This window comes from Brachymonas sp. KE5 (assembly GCF_057773645.1).
Map to the genome: position 1 here is coordinate 434212 of NZ_CM173463.1, position 16626 is coordinate 450837.

A 16626-nucleotide genomic window follows, 5' to 3' on the forward strand; every position below is an offset into this window, starting at 1 on the left:
CCGGGTTTTTTTCTTGCTGATCGAGGAAGCCCGCCCATGAGTGAACAAGCCCCGCACAAGTCATCGACCAAGGCGGCGCCGCTGTGGCAGCAGCTGCAGCAGGTGGCGCTGGTCGTGCAGCAGGTGCAGGCCGGCGGCAGCACCACGCAGGCGCTGGAACAGGTGCCGGCGGGGTTGCGACCTGGCGTGCAGGCGCTGGCGTACCGCGTGCTGCGCGGGCTGGGCATCGGCCGCTGGCTGCGCGAGCAGCTGGTGCCGAGAAAGCCGGCGCCGCTGCTCGATGCCTTGCTGTGCAGTGCGCTGGTGCTGGCCTGGCGGGCGCGGCAGGAAGCGGGGAGCGAGGCCGATGGCTATACCGATTTCACGCTGGTGAACCAGGCGGTGGAGGCGGCCAAGCGCCATCCCAGGCTGAAGCACCAGGGTGCATTGGTCAATGCCGTATTACGGCGCTTCCTGCGTGAGCGGGAAGCATTGGAGGTAGCCTGTGCTGCCGCCAGCCCGGAGCACGATCCGGAGCTGCTGAACCTGCCGCGCTGGTGGTGGCAGCGGCTGCAGCAGGATTACGGCGCACAGGCCGCCGGCATCGTGCACCAGGCGCTGCGCCCGGCACCGCTGACCCTGCGCGTGAACGCACGCCACATGACGGCGCGCGACTATCTGGACAAGCATCTGCGCCCGGCGGGCATGGGTGGGATTCTGAATGGCGCCTACGGCGTGACGCTGCACGAGGCCTGTCCGGTGCAGCAGCTGCCCGGGTTTGCGCAGGGCTGGGTGTCGGTGCAGGATGCGGCGGCCCAACTGGCTGCGCCCTTGCTGCTGGGCGAAGCCGGAGAAGCAGGGCGTCAGAATGCGGCTGCCGGAGCAGCGCCTGCGGAAAGTGGCAGCAGCCCGCATGCCGCTGCCGCGCGCCCGCTGCGCGTGCTGGATGCCTGCGCTGCTCCGGGAGGCAAGACGGCCCATCTGCTGGAACTCGGCGACCACGCCGTGACCGCGCTGGACGTGGACCCCGCGCGCTGCCAGCGCATCCACGACAACTTGCAGCGCCTGGGCCTGCAGGCCACCGTGCTCGCAGCCGATGCGGGCGATCCCGCCAGCTGGTGGGATGGCGAGCCCTTCGATGCCATCCTGCTGGATGCCCCTTGCACGGCAGCCGGCATCGTGCGCCGCCATCCGGACGTGCCCTGGCTGCGACGCGCGCAGGACGTGCCGCAGCTGGCCGCACAGCAGCGCCGCCTGCTGGAAGCGCTCTGGCCCCTGCTGGCCCCGGGCGGACGCCTGCTGTACTGCACCTGCTCGGTGTTCAGGGAAGAGGGCTCCGCTCAGGTCGATGCGTTCCTGCAGCGCCACGCCGATGCGCATGCACGCCCGGCTCCGGGGCACCTGTTGCCCACACACCACAGCCAGGGCGACGGAGTGGGCGAGAATGGGACACTGGGGGCTGGAGTTGACCCTGCTCCCCTGATTGATCACGATGGGTTCTTCTATGCGCTGCTTGCCAAACAGTCCTGAACGGCAACTGTGTGCCCCTGCCGGCACGCGGTGGCTGCGGGCGTGGCTGGCCGGCCTGGGCCTGTTGCTGGCGCTGTGGATGCTGCTTGTTCCCACAGTCGCGCGCGCTGATAACGCGTCCATCACCGATGTGCGCTTCGAGCTGACCGACGACGCCATCCGCATGACAGGGAACGTGAAGTTCAATCTGTCGGAGTCGGTCAAGGACACGCTCGACAAGGGCGTGCCCGTCTATTTCATGTTCGAGACCAGCACGCTGCGCTACCGCTGGTACTGGTCGGACAAGGAAGTCTCCAGCTACAAGCGCTACATCCGCCTCATGTATCTGCCGCTCACGCGCAAGTGGCGCGTCAACGTGAGCACCGAGCCGTTCAACCGCAGCGGGGTTGCTACCGGGGTGGTGCTCAACCAGCACTACGATTCGCTGCAAGGAGCCTTGGCCACCATCCAGCGCATTTCCAGCTGGAAAGTGCTGGATCGGGAAGACTGGAGCAATGACTCCAGCTACTCCGTCGATGTCAGCTTCAAGCTCGACGTGACGCAGCTCCAGCGCCCGCTGCAGATCGGCGCCACCGGCCAGTCGGACTGGGCGCTGAGCGCCCAGCGCTCCTACCGCCTGACCCCGCAGATCCTGGGCAAGCCGGCCGGCTGAGAGGGTAGGCCGGCCCATGCTGCAAGCTTTCCGCTCCTTCTGGCGCAGCTCGCGCAACCTGCGCTGGAGCGTGATGGTCGGGCTGTCGCTGCTGCTGTCGATCGCGCTGGTGCTGATGTTCCTGCTGGCGCAGGCCACGGGCAACCGCGAAGTCTACGAGCGCAACTTCGAGCGCCTGCTGCTCATCAATCTGGTGGTGGCGGCCATGCTGTTCGCGGTCATCAGCTGGATGGCCTGGCGCGTCTGGTCGCGCTACCGGCGCGGCAAGTTCGGCAGCCGGCTGCTGCTGAAGCTGGCTGCGGCATTCGTGCTGGTGGCCAGCGTGCCGGGCGCGCTGATCTATCTGGTGTCCTACCAGTTCGTCACGCGCTCCATCGAAAGCTGGTTTGACGTGCGGGTGGAAACCGCGCTGGACGCCGGCCTGAACCTGGGGCGCAATCTGCTCGATCAATATGCCCGTGATACCGGCATCAAGACCGAATCTGCCGCCGAGCAACTGGTGGTGGTGCCCCGCTTCAACCTGGCCCAGGAGCTGGAGCGCCTGCGGCTGCAGCAGCATACGGATCATATGGTGCTGTGGAGTCTGCAGGGAGAGCGGATTGCCAGCGCCAGCAGCTCGGAACTGACCGCGCCCCAGTTGTCGCCCTCCCGGGAGGTGCTGCAGCAACTGAAGGACGATGCGGTCGTGACCGTGATGGAGGGGCTGGATGACGAGGAGGGCGTTTCATCCCCAAGCAGCAAGCCGGCGCCAGCGCTGGACAGTCGCGCCAGGGTCGTGTCCTATACCGTGGTCCGGCCCAGTCACTTCTTCCTGCAGGATGACGTGTGGGTGCTGCAGGTGGTGCAGGCCATTCCTGCCGACCTGCTGGATAATGCCCTCATGGTGCAGGAGGCCAACCGCGAGTATCAGGAGCGGGCGCTGGCGCGCACCGGCATGTCGCGCATGTTCATCGGCACGCTCACGCTGACGCTGATCCTGGCGATTTTCGGGGCGGTGCTGCTGGCGGCGATGCTGGCCACGCAACTGGCGCGCCCCTTGCTGATGCTGGCCGAAGGCGTGCGCCAGGTGGCAGCCGGCGATCTGCGGCCCAAGAGCATCTACAAGGGCAATGACGAGCTGGGCGGCCTGACGCAGTCCTTCGCCGCCATGACGCAGCAACTGGCCGACGCGCGCCAGGCATTGACCAACAGCGTGGCCGAACTCGATGCCTCGCGCTCGGAGCTGCAGACCATTCTGGACAACCTGAGCACGGGCGTGATGCTGCTGACTGCGGACGGCTCGGTGATTTCCGCCAACCCGGCTGCCAGCCGCATCCTCGGGGTGGAGGAGCCGCAGTTGCTGGGCTACAGGTTGGAGGACATCCCTGCCTTGCAGGCCGTGGGCGAGACGGTGCAGCAGCAGTTTGAGGGCCTGATCGAGCATGAGCAGCAGACCGCGACGGCCGACGGCAGCGAATCGGCTGGCGCCGGGCAGGAGCCGGTGGACGAGCGCTGGGCCAGCAAGACCACGCATGATTACTGGCAGCACACGCTGGAGCTGAACCCGCCCTCGCACGAGGGGCTGCAGCACGACGCCATCTCGCTGGTGTTGCGCGGCGCCCTGCTGCCCGGTACCGCCATCAGCAATGTGCGCCTGCTGGTGTTCGAGGACGTCTCCGCGCTGATCTCGGCACAGCGCACGCAGGCCTGGGCCGAAGTGGCGCGCCGGCTGGCGCATGAGATCAAGAACCCGCTCACGCCGATCCAGCTCTCGGCCGAACGCCTGGAGATGAAGCTGATGGATTGCCTGGAGCCGCGCGAGCAGGCGGTGCTGGCCAAGTCGGTGCGCACCATCGTCGACCAAGTCGATGCCATGAAGCGGCTGGTGAACGAGTTCCGCGACTATGCACGCCTGCCGGCCGCGCATCTGGAACCAACCGACCTCAATGCCCTGGTGGCCGACATCCTGCACCTGTACGGTGAGGAGAATACGCCGGTCCCCATCGAGGCCGAGCTCGATCCGGATTGCCGTCTGATCATGGCCGATGCGCAGCAGTTGCGCCAGGTCATCCACAACCTGCTGCAGAACGCGCAGGACGCGCAGGAGCAGGCCGGCCACACGGCGGAGCCGGTGCTGATCCAGACCCAGTGGCGCCCGGCGACCCAGCGGGTGCGCCTGAGCGTGCAGGACCATGGCGCGGGCTTTCCGGAGAACATCCTGCAGCGTGCCTTCGAGCCTTATGTGACTACCAAGGCCAAGGGCACCGGACTGGGACTGGCGGTGGTCAAGAAGATTGCCGATGACCATGGTGCCAGACTGGCCATCAGCAACCGCCAGCAGGATGGCGAGGTGGCCGGTGCCCAGGTAACGCTGCTGTTCCCCGCAGCGGAGCCGGTGCAGGACGCCTGAATCACGCGGGCAAGCACGGAAGCGGCAGGCGTTTTCGGCTGCGGGGCTGTCATGTCCGGCATTTCGCTGTATCATTGCCGCAACAAGTCCGTATCTTGGAAAGGCGATGCACGACGATGGCAAACATTCTGGTAGTGGATGACGAACACGGCATTCGTGAGCTGCTTTCGGAGATCCTGAATGACGAAGGGCATTCGGTGGATCTGGCCGAGAACGCGGCCGAGGCGCGCAAGGCGCGTTCCGAGAACAACTATGACCTGGTCCTGCTCGATATCTGGATGCCGGATACGGACGGCGTGACGCTGCTCAAGGAATGGGCGGGCCAGGGGCTGCTGACCATGCCGGTGATCATGATGAGCGGCCACGCCACCATCGACACCGCGGTGGAGGCCACGCGCATCGGTGCCCAGTCCTTCCTGGAAAAACCCATCACCATGCAGAAGCTGCTCAAGGCCGTGCAGCAGGGGCTGGTGCGCGAACCGGCACGCCGTCCTGCGGCGGCGCCGGTGGCGGCCGCTCCCATGCTGGTGGGCGGTGCAGCCAGCGCACCGGTGGCCCAGGTGGTGCATACGTCCCATGTTGAAGGGCAGGCCCTGGCGGCTGCGCCGGCCTATGCTCCCGTGGCCCCGGTTGCGGCTCCCTCGCCGCTGGCGACCGGCAGCCAGAGCTTCGACCTGGACAAGCCGCTGCGCGAGGCGCGCGACGAATTCGAGCGCGCCTACTTTGCCTTCCACCTGCAGCGCGAGAACGGCTCGATGACGCGTGTGGCGGAAAAGACCGGCCTGGAGCGCACCCACCTGTACCGCAAGCTCAAGCAACTGGGCGTGGACATCGGCCGCGAGAAAAAATCGGCCGCCGCAAGCTGACGGCAGAAAAAATGCAAAAAGTTGGCGGGGCTTGAGAGAAACGTAAAAACCTTGCTATAATTTCAGCTTCAGGCTCGGTAGCTCAGTTGGTAGAGCAGCGGATTGAAAATCCGCGTGTCGGTGGTTCGATTCCGCCCCGAGCCACCACTTTTACAGTGGTGCAAGATTCAAAGCGCCCAGGTTGCAGAACCTGGGCGCTTTTTCTTTACCTGATCGCCACTCTACGGCAGCAGTGTGGCGATCGTGTGTCAGTGGGGTCAGTTTTTCTGCAGCTTCAGGCTGGGGAACAGGATGCGCTCGCCCTTGCCGAACATCGCCTCCTTGCCCTTGCTCCAGAGGATGTAACCGTCGGCATCCTGGTATTTGGCGCCGGAGGCGGCCGGCACCTGCTTGAGGTAATGGATCCGGCCGGAGGCAAGATGCTTGACCGTGATTTCTCCCGGGCCGTCCGAGAGCACGCGCAGCACCGGCTTGCCCTGGGCGTTGGCAAAGACCGGACCGCCATCGCCGTAGCTGGTGGGCGGTGTGGCTTCCTGTGCCGCAGGTTGGGGCTGAACGGCTTGCATGGCCGGCTTGGCCTGTGGGGCAGAAACAGCGCCGCTGCCGGCACAGCCACTCAGGCCCAGTGCCAGCGCGGCGGCGGTCAGCAGGAAGACGGGTTTTGCAGGTGGCAGCATGGATTCTCCTTTCTGAATGAGGGCAATCTCAGGCACGGCTTTTCGCAGCGAGCGGCCGGGAGCCGGGGCTGATCGCAGCGCGCGGCTGCGTGCGCTGGTAGCGGTCCAGTGCCAGCCCCTCGGTGCGGATCGCCGGCTGGCGGCCGGTGATCAGGTCGGCCAGCAACTGGCCGGAGCCGCAGGCCATGGTCCAGCCAAGGGTACCATGGCCGGTGTTGAGGAACAGGTTGTCGTAGCGCGTGGCGCCAATCACCGGTGTGCCGTCCGGCGTCATGGGGCGCAGGCCGGTCCAGAAAGTGGCCTGCGGCAGGTCGCCGCCCGGGAACAATTCCGAGGTCACCATTTCCAGCGTGGCGCGGCGGCGCGGGTTCAGGCGCAGATCGAAGCCGCCGATTTCGGCCATGCCGCCCACGCGGATGCGCTGGTCGAAGCGGGTGAGGGCGATCTTGTAGGTTTCGTCCAGCACGGTGGATTGCGGCGCACGCGCGGCATCGCGCAGCGGGATGGTCAGCGAATAGCCCTTGAGCGGATAGACCGGCAGTTTCAGCTGCAGCGGCTCCAGCAGGGCGCGCGAGTAGCTGCCGAAGGCCAGCACGTAGCGGTCGGCGGTCAGTACTTCGCCGTCGGGCGTATCGAGTTCGACCCCGCAGATGCGCCCGCCCGCCAGTTGCAGGCGCCTGACCGGCGTGTCGTAGCGGAACTGCACGCCCAGCTCCTGCGCCAGCTCGGCCAGGCGCGTGGTGAACAACTGGCAATCGCCGGTTTCATCGTGCGGCAGGCGCAGGCCGCCGGCCAGCGTGGCGCTGGCATGGGCCAGGCCGGGTTCCACGCGGTTGAGTCCGTCGCGGTCCAGCATCTCGAAGGGCACGCCGCAGGCCTGCAGCACTTCGGTATCGCGCGCCGCGTTGTCCAGTTGCTGCTGGGTGCGGAACAGTTGCACCGTGCCGCCGGTGCGCTGCTCGTAGGCAATGCCGGTTTCGGCGCGCAGCTCGCGCAGGCAGTCGCGGCTGTATTCGGCCACGCGCATCATGCGCTCCTTGTTGATCGCGTAGCGCTCGCTGGTGCAGTTGCGCAGCATGGCGGCCATCCACTGCAGCTGGAACAACGAGCCATCCGGCCGGATGGCAAGCGGCGCATGCTGCTGGAACAGCCACTTCATGGCCTTGAGCGGAATGCCGGGCGCAGCCCAGGGAGTGGAATAGCCCGGCGATACCTGGCCGGCGTTGGCAAAGCTGGTTTCGAGCGCGGCGGCGGGCTGTCGGTCGATCACGACCACTTCGGCGCCGGCGCGGGCCAGATAGTAGGCGGTGGTGATGCCGATCACGCCGCTGCCGAGTACTGCAATCTTCATGTCCTGTCTCCTCCGGGAATCTCGCTATGGACGTGAAGTGTAGGAAAGACGGTGCAGCAAAAAATCGTGTTATATGGGATGATTGCAGAAAAAATCCCTGTGTTTTGGCAGCAATGCAACGGAGCCGCAGCAAATGCACGAACTGGACCGCATCGACCGCAAGATTCTGGACATCCTGCAGCGCCAGGGGCGCATGTCCATGACCGAACTGGGCTCGGAAATCGGCCTGTCCACCTCGCCCTGCGCGGAGCGGGTGCGGCGGCTGGAGCGCAGCGGCATCATCACCGGCTACCACGCCCATGTCAGCCCGCAGGCGCTGGGCCGGACGGTGCTGGTGTTCGTGGAGCTGACGCTGAGCACCAAGTCCGGCGAGATTTTCGACAAGGTGCGCAAGGAGCTGATGCACATGCCCGAGGTGCTGGAGTGCCATCTGGTGTCGGGGCGCTTCGACTATCTGGTCAAGGCGCGGCTGCAGGCCATGCGCGAATATCGCGATCTGCTGGGCAACATCCTGCAGCGCATTCCGGTGCCGTGCCAGTCGGACAGCTATGTGGTGATGGAGGAGATCAAGGAGACCCTTGTGCTGGAACTGCGCTGAAGGCAGCCATACCCCGACGCAAGAAGCAGACAGGCCGCATCAGCGGCCTGTCCGGGTTTCAGGAGATGCCTTGGCGCATCATGCCTCGGCAGCTGTCGGCACCAGTCTGGGGGTGGGGCGCGCTTCCAGGCCCACCAGTTCGTAGGTGCGCTGTGCCATGACCCATTCCTCGTTGGTCGGCTCCACGCCAATGGTGAAGGCGCTGTCGGCCGACGAGATGACGGGGCTGTTGGCCGCGTTGGCGGCCGGATCCAGCCTGGCGCCCAGCCAGCCCAGCTCCTCGCACACGCGCTCGCGGATGATGGCGTTGTTCTCGCCCACACCGGCCGTGAATACCAGCAGGTCGATCCCCTTGGTGACCGTGGCCAGTGCCGCGATTTCCTTGGCGATGCGGCGCACGTACAGCGCCAGCGCAATGCGCACGCGCTCGTTCCCGGCTTCCAGCGGCAGCAGCACCTGGGTGTCGTCCGACACGCCGGAGATGCCCTTCAGGCCGGAGTTGTGGTACAGCACGCGGCCGGCTTGTTCCAGCGTGAGCTTCTCGATCTCCATCATGTAGAGCACGGCGCCGGGGTCGAGCGCGCCGGTGCGGGTGCCCATCATCAGGCCGTCCAGTGCGGAAAAGCCCAAGGTGGTGGCCACGCTTTCCAGGTTCTGCATGGCGCACAGGCTGGCACCGCTGCCGATGTGGGCCACGATGGTACGGCCGCGCGCCAGGTCGCCATGGCGCTCGGGCAGGGCAAAGCGCATGAAATCGTAGGACAGGCCGTGGAAGCCGTAGCGGCGCACGCCGTTTTCCCAATAGGACCAGTTGAGCGGCAGGATCTGTTCCACCATCGGCAGGGTGTGGTGAAAACCCGTGTCGAAGCAGGCTACCTGCGGCAGGCGCGGGTACATGCCGAGCAGCACGTCGATGGCTTCCAGCGCGAACGGCTGGTGCAGCGGCGCCAGCGGGATGTAGGTGCGCAGGTCGGCCAGCACCTCGCCGGTGATCACGACCGGGGCGAAGTACTTGGAGCCGCCATGCACCACGCGGTGCGCCACGGCGGACAGGCGGCGCTCGCCCTGTTCCTGCACCACCATGTTGCGGATGTGCTCAAGCGCGGAGTGGTAGGGCTTGGCGGGATCCAGTTGCAGCGGTGCCTTGGCGCTGCGGCTGGTGTCATAGGTGGGGTTCTGGCCGGTGATGCCGTTGACCTTGCCGCCCCAGGTCTTCTGGCGGGGCACGCCGTTGGCGTCGGTCTCGTACAGGGCGAACTTGATGCTGGATGATCCGCAGTTCAATACGAGGATGAGGTGGTTCATGCGATGCTCTCTTGTTCTGGATGGGGACTGCAGGTGCACAAACGGCCGCACAGGGCGGCCGCCGGCACGGGCCCGCGCCTAGGAAGGCAGCGGGCCACTACGGAACGGAAGCCGCGCTCAGGGAGGGCAGACGCGGTAGTGGTGGGCCAGCAGCACGGCCAGCGCGCAGGAAGCGATGCGGGACTCTTCGGAGTCGGCACGGCTGGTCAGGATGATGGGCATCTTGGCGCCCAGCACCACGCCGGCGCTGTGGGCACCGGCCAGGTGGTCCAGCGCCTTGAACAGCATGTTGCCGCTTTCCAGATCCGGCACCATCAGGATATCGGCCTGGCCGGCCACCGGAGACTTGATGCCCTTGATGCGGGCGGCTTCGGGCGAGACGGCGTTGTCGAAGGCCAGCGGGCCGTCGAGCACGGCACCGGTGATCTGGCCGCGGTCGGACATCTTGCACAGGGCGGCAGCGTCGAGCGTGGCCTGCATGCCGGCGTTGATGGTTTCCACGGCGGCCAGGATGGCGACCTTGGGCTCGTCCACACCGATCACGTGGGCCAGATCGATGGCGTTCTGGATGATGTCGGCCTTGGCGCCCAGATCGGGAGCGATGTTGATGGCGGCATCGGTGATGATGAACGGGCGCGGATAGGCGGCGGTTTCCATCAGGAAGCAGTGGCTGATGCGGCGCTTGGTGCGCAGGCCGGCGTCCTTGGCGACGATGGCGGACATCAGCTCATCCGTGTGCAGGCTGCCCTTCATCACGGCTTCGACCTTGCCGGCCTTCACCAGCTGCACGGCGGTTTCGGCGGCGGCATGGCTGTGCGGCACGTCCTCGATCTCGACGCCGTCCAGCGACAGGTTGTTTTCGGCGGCAACGGCTTCGAGCTTGCTGCGCGGAGCGACCAGGATCGGGTTGATCAGGCCCAGCTTGCGGGCTTCCAGGGTGGATTCCAGGCTGACGGCGTCGCAGGGGTGCACCACGGCAACCTTGATCTCGCCCAGGCTGCGGGCATGCTCGATCAGGCGGCGCGGGCCGTCCTGGCGCGGGATCAGGCGCACTTCGGGAATGTCGTGCGGCGTCCATTCGATGTGCTCGGCCGGCGGGATCACCTCGGCGTCGCCGGAGATCACGACCTTGCCCTTCTGGTTCGTGCACACGCACTCGAGCGTGGCCCACTTTTTCTCGGCGTCGAGCGACTTGACGGTCAGCTTCACGGTCAGGGTGTCGCCCACGCGCACCGGGGCGGAGAAGCGCAGCGTCTGGCTCAGGTAGATGGTGCCGGGGCCGGGGAACTGGGTGCCCAGCAGGGCGGAAATCATGGAAGCGCCCCACATGCCGTGGGCGATCACCGTCTTGAACGGCGTCTTGGCGGCGTATTCGGCGTCGAGGTGGGCCGGGTTCAGGTCGCCGGAGGCCAGTGCGAACAGCTGGATATCCTCATTGGAGATCGTGCGCTCCATGACGGCGAAGTCGCCGATCTTCAGTTCGCTGAACGTGGTGTTGCGCATGGTGCCGTCTTCGTTGGGCTTGACTGCCGCTGCTTGCGGCTGCATGGAGGTGAGTTCTTTGGTTGCGATGTCCATGATGGATTCCTGAATGAGAGAAACGGGTACGCTGCCGGCGCAGCCGGCAGCGGAGGAGTCGGGGCGGGAGGCCATGGCCGGCAGCCGGTCAGCGCTCCAGCACGTACAGGCCGGGCGCGTCTTCGAGCACGGGGTAGCCGCCCTTGGCAGCACCAATGGCCGGGGGCGCGGTGGGTTCGCCGGAGCGGGCGTTCAGCCACTTGTCCCAGGACAGCCACCAGGAGCCATCCGTGACGGGCGTGGTCTGGGCCCATTCTTCGGCCGACATGAACTTGCCGTTGTGCTCGCGCGTGAGTTCGCGGAAGTAGCGGCGCGGGTGACCCGGCTCGCTCACGATGCCGGCGTTGTGGCCGCTGTTGGTCAGTACGAAGGTGATTTCTGCATCGGACAGCAGGTGGATCTTGTAGACCGACTTCCAGGGGGCGACGTGGTCGCTCTCGGTGCCGACCACGTAGATGGGCAGCTTGAGGTCGTTCAGCACCACCGGACGGCCGCCCACCAGGTACTTGCCGCGGGCCAGGTCGTTGTGCAGGAACATCTGGCGCAGGTAGTCGGTGTGCATGCGCGCGGGCATGCGGGTGGAGTCGGCGTTCCAGGCCATCAGGTCCATGCTGCGGGCGCGGTCGCCCAGCAGGTATTCGTTGACCATGCGCGACCACACCAGGTCGAAGGAACGCAGCCAGACGAAGGCGGCGGCCATCTGGTTGGAATCCAGGTAGCCGGTTTCGGCCATCTGTGCTTCCAGCAGGTTGAGCTGGCTTTCGTCGATGAACAGCGCCAGTTCGCCCGGCTCGGAGAAGTCGGTCTGCGCGGCGAACAGCGTCATGGAGGCGAGACGGTCGTCGTCATCGCGCGCCATGGCGGCGGCGCCGATGGCCAGCAGGGTGCCGCCCAGGCAGTAGCCGGTGGCGTGGATCTTCTTCTCGGGCACGATGGCATTGATGGCATCGATTGCCGCGAACAGACCGCGCTCCAGATAGTCTTCCATGCCCAGGTTGTGCTCGGCCAGACCGGGGTTCTTCCAGGAAATGGCGAATACGGTGTGGCCCTGGTCGACCAAGTACTTGATCATGGAGTTGTGCGGCGACAGGTCCAGGATGTAGTACTTCATGATCCAGGCCGGCACGATCAGCACCGGCTCGGGGCGCACCTGCTTGGTGGTGGGCGTGTACTGGATCAGCTCCATCAGGTTGTTGCGGAACACCACCTTGCCGGGGGTGGCGGCAATGTCCTTGCCAATCTGGAATTCCTCGCTGATGGCCGGCGGCGAGTGCGCCAGCTGGCGCTGCGTGTCTTCCAGCAGGTTGCGGAAACCGCGCTGCAGGTTGGCGCCGTTTTCCTGCATGGTGCGCTTGATCACCGTGGGGTTGCTCCACGGGAAGTTGGAGGGCGACAGCATGCTCAGCCACTGGTGAGCCGAAAAGGACACCCACTCGGAGTGGTGCGGGTTGACGCCGCGCACGTCACGCGTGGCTTCCTGCCACCACTTTTCCTGCATCAAGTAGGCCTGCTGCAGCACGTTGAAGGGGAACTGGCTCCAGTCCGGATCCTTGAAGCGGCGGTCACTGATCGGCACGGGAATCGGCTCGCTCGGTGCGGGCGAGGGCTGGTTGCCGCGCAGGGCCTTGGACATGCTGGTTTCCATGCCGAGGGCGACGCTTTCGATCGCCAGGCTCTGCAGTTGCTGCAGGTGCTGCTGGGCCAGCTGGGCCAGCACGAGCTGCTTGCCGGGAGAAACCATCAGGTGGATGGCCCAGTCGAAGAAGGCCATGGTGTTCAGGGCCGGCGACTGCGAACCGGTGAGCTTGGCCACGGAGGCCTGGAACTTCTGGTCGAGCAGGCGGGCCGCCTGGTCAGACACGGTGAGCTGGGGGAGAGAGGGAATTGTGGGACTGCGCATACTCTTACTCGTACTTTCCCTAAGATTGATGAATACCCAATATGCTATAGGTGCTTTGTGTCATTTGGGTAACTAATGCGATTACTGTTGCACTGCAACAAATCTTTTACACGTTTTTGGCCATTTTTTCGCATTTGCTGTATGCAGATGCAGCCCTACGGCCACGTTTCCGGTTTTCTCCATGCCCACACGTTTGAGTGCCAACCTGAGTCTGCTGTTCCCGGATCTGCCCTTTCGTGAACGTTTTGCCGCTGCCGCGGCGGCGGGATTCGATGCGGTGGAGTGCCAGTTTCCCTATGAACTGCCGGCGGCCGAGCTGGCACGGCTGCTGAGGGAGTATGGGCTGACTCTGGAGCTGATCAACCTGCCGGCCGGCGACTGGGCGGCGGGCGAGCGCGGCATTGCCATGCTGCCGCAGCGCCGGGACGAATTCCGCGCGGGCGTGGAGCGGGCGCTGGAGTACGCTCAGGCGCTCGGGGTGCCGCGCATCAACTGCCTGGCGGGGATCGTGCCGGAGGGCCTGCCGATGTCGCAGGCGACGGTGGTGCTGGTCGACAACCTGCGTCATGCAGCGGCACGTCTGGCGCCGCAGGGGCGTACGTTGCTGCTTGAGCCGATCAACACCTTCGACATGCCGGGCTTTGGCGTCTCGCGGCTGGAACAGGCGCTGGAAGTGCTGGATATGGTGGGGGCAGAAAATGTGCGCGTGCAATACGACCTGTACCACGCCACCCGCATGGGAGACGATGTGCCCGCCATGCTGCGTCGTCACCTGCCGCGCATCGGGCATATCCAGATTGCCGATGTGCCGGGACGGCACGAGCCGGGTAGCGGAGCGATGGCCTACCGCGAGCTGTTTGCCCTGCTGGAGACGCTGGGCTACGCAAGTTGCGTGGGCTGCGAGTATCTGCCGCTGCGCCCGGAGGCCGGCGGTACCCAGGCGGGGCTGGCCTGGATTGCCGGGCATGGGCTGGTGCTGCCGCGGAGGCAGTCATGACGGCAGCTGCCGGTCCGCTGGCTGCAACGGCGCTTGGCGGCCCGCTGGCGGCGACGGCGCAGGGGCAGCTGTTGCGGCGCATGTTCGATGCGGCGGTCGCCTCGGCGCAGCCGGCGCTCTGCGTCCCGCCGCATGTGCCGGATCCGTCGGAGCTGGGTGCGCGCGGAAGGCTGGTCGTGATCGGCGCCGGCAAGGCGTCGGCAGCCATGGCGCAGGCGGTGGAGCAACACTGGTGCGGGCGGCCGGAGCAATTGTCGGGGCTGGTGGTGACGCGCTATGGCCACGCAGTGCCCTGCGAACGGATCGAGATCGTGGAGGCGGCGCACCCGGTGCCGGATGAAGCCGGCTGGCGTGTGGCGCAGCGCATGCTGGAGCTGGCACAGGGGCTGGGTGCCGAGGACCGGGTGCTGTGCCTGATCTCCGGGGGTGGGTCCGCCTTGTTGCCGTTGCCGGCGCCGGGCCTCACGCTGGCGGACAAGCAGGCCTTGAACCGTGCCCTGCTGGCCTCGGGGGCAAGCATCCACGACATGAACTGCGTGCGGCGCCACCTGTCGCTGATCAAGGGAGGACGGCTGGCGGTGGCCTGCCACCCGGCGCGTGTGCGGACGCTGCTGATTTCGGATGTGCCTGGCGATGATCCGGCAGAGATCGCCTCGGGCCCGACCGTAGGCGATGGCACCACCTGCGCGGATGCATTGGCGATCGTGCGGCGTTATGGCATCACCCTGCCGGCGCATGCGCGGGCGTGGCTGGAAGGCGGGCAGGGCGAAAGCGTGAAGCCGGACGATGTCCGCCTGCAGGGCAACACGGTGCAGCTGGTCGCGACGCCGCAGCAGGCACTGGAGGCGGCTGCTGCCGTGGCGCAGGCGGCCGGTTATCAGCCGCTGATTCTCGGCAGTGCGCTGGAAGGCGAGGCGCGCGAGGTGGGGCGCATGCTGGCTGGCATGGCGCTACAGGTGGTGCGGCACGGGCAGCCGGTTGCTGCCCCGTGTGTGCTGCTTTCGGGGGGTGAAACCACCGTCACCGTGCGTGGCAGCGGGCGCGGTGGCCGCAATGTGGAGGCCTTGCTGGCCTGTGCGCTTGCGCTGCACGGGCAGCCGGGCGTGCATGCGCTGATGGCCGACACCGATGGCGTGGATGGTGCCGGGGAACTGGCCGGTGCGCTGAGCGGACCGGATACCCTGCAGCGGGCCTGGAAGCTGGGCGTGGCTCCGCGCGCAGCGCTGGATGACAACGACGGGCATGGCTTTTTCGGGGTCCTGGGCGATGCCGTATGGACCGGGCCGACGCTGACCAATGTGAACGACTTCCGTGCGATCCTGATCGATGTGAAATAGCGGCCTGCCCAAGCCCGCAAGCGCACATCAACAACCCGTCAACTCGTACAATTCCTGCCCATGGCACATTCGTCTTCCCCCATCACCTGGCGCAAGCCGGACGGCAGCGTGGTTTCGTGTTTCGAGAAGGTCAAGGTCCTGAACGAGAACTATGCGGAGCTGCGCGAGCTGCTGCAGGACGCGCTGGATGATGCGCTGCTGATGGGCTGCAGCGAGGCGCAGGTGCGCGAGGCCTTCCAGTACCTGCTCGATTCGATCCAGGCCAGCGTGAGCGAGGATCCGGACGCCATCTGAGCGGCGTTTCGGCAAGCAGTGCGCCCGTGAGAGGAGAGTGCGGTCGGATAGCAGCAGCCTTCTTTGCGCGCAAGGCATCAGCATGGCGTGGCGCCCATGCTCAGGCGCTTAGCAGACTCCAATGACCTAGGGGTGACATACCTCGTCACATCTGCGCGGTTTTTGCCGTGTGGCTGTACTTGGCGCAGAGAGGAAATCCAGCATAATGGCCTACATGAACCAGCTCGAAGCCCTCAAACAATCCACTACGGTGGTCGCGGACACCGGTGACTTCAACCAGATGGTGCAGTTCCAGCCGCAGGACGCCACCACCAACCCGTCGCTCATCCTGAAGGCAGTGCAGAAAACCGACTACGCGCCCCTGCTCACCGAGACGGTGCAGCGTGTGGGCACGCAGGATCTGGCGCGCACCATGGACGAGCTGCTGGTGCAGTTCGGCTGCGCCATCCTCAAGCTGGTGCCGGGCCGCGTTTCGACCGAGGTGGATGCCCGCCTGTCCTTCGACACCGCAGCCACCGTCGCGCGCGCCGAGCGCATCATGGCGCTGTACAACCAGCAGGGCATCGGCAACGAGCGCGTGCTGATCAAGATTGCCTCCACCTGGGAGGGCATCCAGGCGGCGCAGCAGCTCGAGGCCAAGGGCATCCGCACCAACCTGACGCTGCTGTTCGCGTTCTGCCAGGCCGTGGCCTGCGGCAATGCCGGCGTGCAGCTGATTTCGCCCTTCGTGGGTCGTATCTACGACTGGTACAAGAAGCAGGCCGGTGCCCAGTGGGACGAGGCGGCCATGGCGGGTGCCAACGATCCGGGCGTGCAGTCGGTGCGCCGCACCTACCAGTATTTCAAGCAGCATGGCATCGGTACCGAGATCATGGGGGCGAGCTTCCGCAATACCGGCCAGATCATGGCCTTGTCCGGCTGCGATCTGCTGACCATCAGCCCGGAACTGCTGGCGCAACTGTCGGATGCCGAGGCGCCATCTGGCTTCGAGCCGGCGCTCAATCCGGCCATGGCCGGTGCCGAGCCGATGCCGGTGATCCGTTACGACGAAGCCAGCTTCCGCTACGCGCTGAACGAGGATGCCATGGCCACCGAAAAGCTGGCCGAGGGGATTCGCGCGTTTGCTGCGGATGCGGGCAAGCTGGAACAGCTGATGATGGCGGCTGCCTGAGT

14 protein-coding genes and 1 tRNA gene are annotated in these 16626 nt (G+C 66.1%); 10 read left to right on the plus strand and 5 right to left on the minus strand.

All coding sequences use genetic code 11. The annotated features are described in order from the left end of the window. Nucleotides 1-36 precede the first annotated feature (36 nt). From rsmB to ACX36O_RS02100, 5 genes are all read left to right on the plus strand, one after another. Nucleotides 37-1509, plus strand: coding sequence for a 16S rRNA (cytosine(967)-C(5))-methyltransferase RsmB (gene rsmB / locus ACX36O_RS02080; protein ID WP_213358687.1), 1473 nt, complete (start codon nt 37-39; stop codon nt 1507-1509). Between the two features lie 79 nt (nt 1510-1588). Next, entirely contained in the window at nt 1589-2161 is a 573-nt protein-coding gene (locus ACX36O_RS02085; protein WP_213358689.1) for a DUF4390 domain-containing protein, read from the plus strand. 16 nt (nt 2162-2177) lie between these two features. After that, nucleotides 2178-4550, plus strand: a complete 2373-nt coding sequence (locus tag ACX36O_RS02090) for a sensor histidine kinase (protein WP_213358691.1) — start codon at nt 2178-2180, stop codon at nt 4548-4550. 116 nt (nt 4551-4666) lie between these two features. Continuing rightward, complete coding sequence (locus tag ACX36O_RS02095) at nt 4667-5416, plus strand: response regulator (RefSeq protein WP_213358693.1); 750 nt, start codon at nt 4667-4669, stop codon at nt 5414-5416. A gap of 71 nt (nt 5417-5487) precedes the next feature. Further along, nucleotides 5488-5563, plus strand: a tRNA-Phe gene (locus ACX36O_RS02100). A 110-nt stretch (nt 5564-5673) separates the two neighbouring features. On the opposite strand, the gene ACX36O_RS02105 is transcribed toward ACX36O_RS02100, so the two are convergent. Both ACX36O_RS02105 and ACX36O_RS02110 read right to left on the minus strand, forming a co-directional pair. Further along, nucleotides 5674-6093 carry an MliC family protein gene (locus tag ACX36O_RS02105; RefSeq protein WP_213358695.1) on the minus strand — a complete coding sequence of 140 codons (420 nt, stop codon included), beginning with the start codon at nt 6091-6093 and terminating at the stop codon, nt 5674-5676. Between the two features lie 28 nt (nt 6094-6121). Beyond that, entirely contained in the window at nt 6122-7444 is a 1323-nt protein-coding gene (locus tag ACX36O_RS02110; protein ID WP_213358698.1) for a D-amino acid dehydrogenase, read from the minus strand. 133 nt (nt 7445-7577) lie between these two features. On the opposite strand from ACX36O_RS02110, the gene ACX36O_RS02115 reads away from it, so the two are divergent. After that, nucleotides 7578-8042 carry an Lrp/AsnC ligand binding domain-containing protein gene (locus ACX36O_RS02115; RefSeq protein ID WP_213358700.1) on the plus strand — a complete coding sequence of 155 codons (465 nt, stop codon included), beginning with the start codon at nt 7578-7580 and terminating at the stop codon, nt 8040-8042. A gap of 78 nt (nt 8043-8120) precedes the next feature. Here ACX36O_RS02115 and ACX36O_RS02120 read toward each other — a convergent pair whose 3' ends face one another. The 3 genes from ACX36O_RS02120 to ACX36O_RS02130 form a co-directional block, all read right to left on the minus strand. Continuing rightward, nucleotides 8121-9347 carry an acetate/propionate family kinase gene (locus tag ACX36O_RS02120; RefSeq protein ID WP_488359994.1) on the minus strand — a complete coding sequence of 409 codons (1227 nt, stop codon included), beginning with the start codon at nt 9345-9347 and terminating at the stop codon, nt 8121-8123. A gap of 117 nt (nt 9348-9464) precedes the next feature. After that, complete coding sequence (locus tag ACX36O_RS02125) at nt 9465-10925, minus strand: bifunctional enoyl-CoA hydratase/phosphate acetyltransferase (RefSeq protein WP_488359995.1); 1461 nt, start codon at nt 10923-10925, stop codon at nt 9465-9467. 88 nt (nt 10926-11013) lie between these two features. After that, a complete protein-coding gene (locus tag ACX36O_RS02130; protein ID WP_213358704.1) occupies nt 11014-12825 on the minus strand; it encodes a PHA/PHB synthase family protein in 1812 nt (603 codons plus the stop codon). A gap of 181 nt (nt 12826-13006) precedes the next feature. On the opposite strand from ACX36O_RS02130, the gene ACX36O_RS02135 reads away from it, so the two are divergent. The 4 genes from ACX36O_RS02135 to tal all read left to right on the plus strand — a co-directional run bounded on the left by ACX36O_RS02135 (nt 13007) and on the right by tal (nt 16624). Continuing rightward, on the plus strand, nt 13007-13822 hold the full coding sequence (locus ACX36O_RS02135) for a hydroxypyruvate isomerase family protein (RefSeq protein WP_213358706.1): 816 nt from the start codon (nt 13007-13009) through the stop codon (nt 13820-13822). 80 nt (nt 13823-13902) lie between these two features. After that, complete coding sequence (locus ACX36O_RS02140; protein ID WP_488360225.1) at nt 13903-15159, plus strand: glycerate kinase type-2 family protein; 1257 nt, start codon at nt 13903-13905, stop codon at nt 15157-15159. Between the two features lie 60 nt (nt 15160-15219). Further along, a complete protein-coding gene (locus tag ACX36O_RS02145; protein ID WP_213358710.1) occupies nt 15220-15453 on the plus strand; it encodes a hypothetical protein in 234 nt (77 codons plus the stop codon). A 214-nt stretch (nt 15454-15667) separates the two neighbouring features. Then, a complete protein-coding gene (gene tal / locus ACX36O_RS02150; protein ID WP_488360226.1) occupies nt 15668-16624 on the plus strand; it encodes a transaldolase in 957 nt (318 codons plus the stop codon). The last annotated feature ends 2 nt before the right edge of the window (nt 16625-16626 follow it).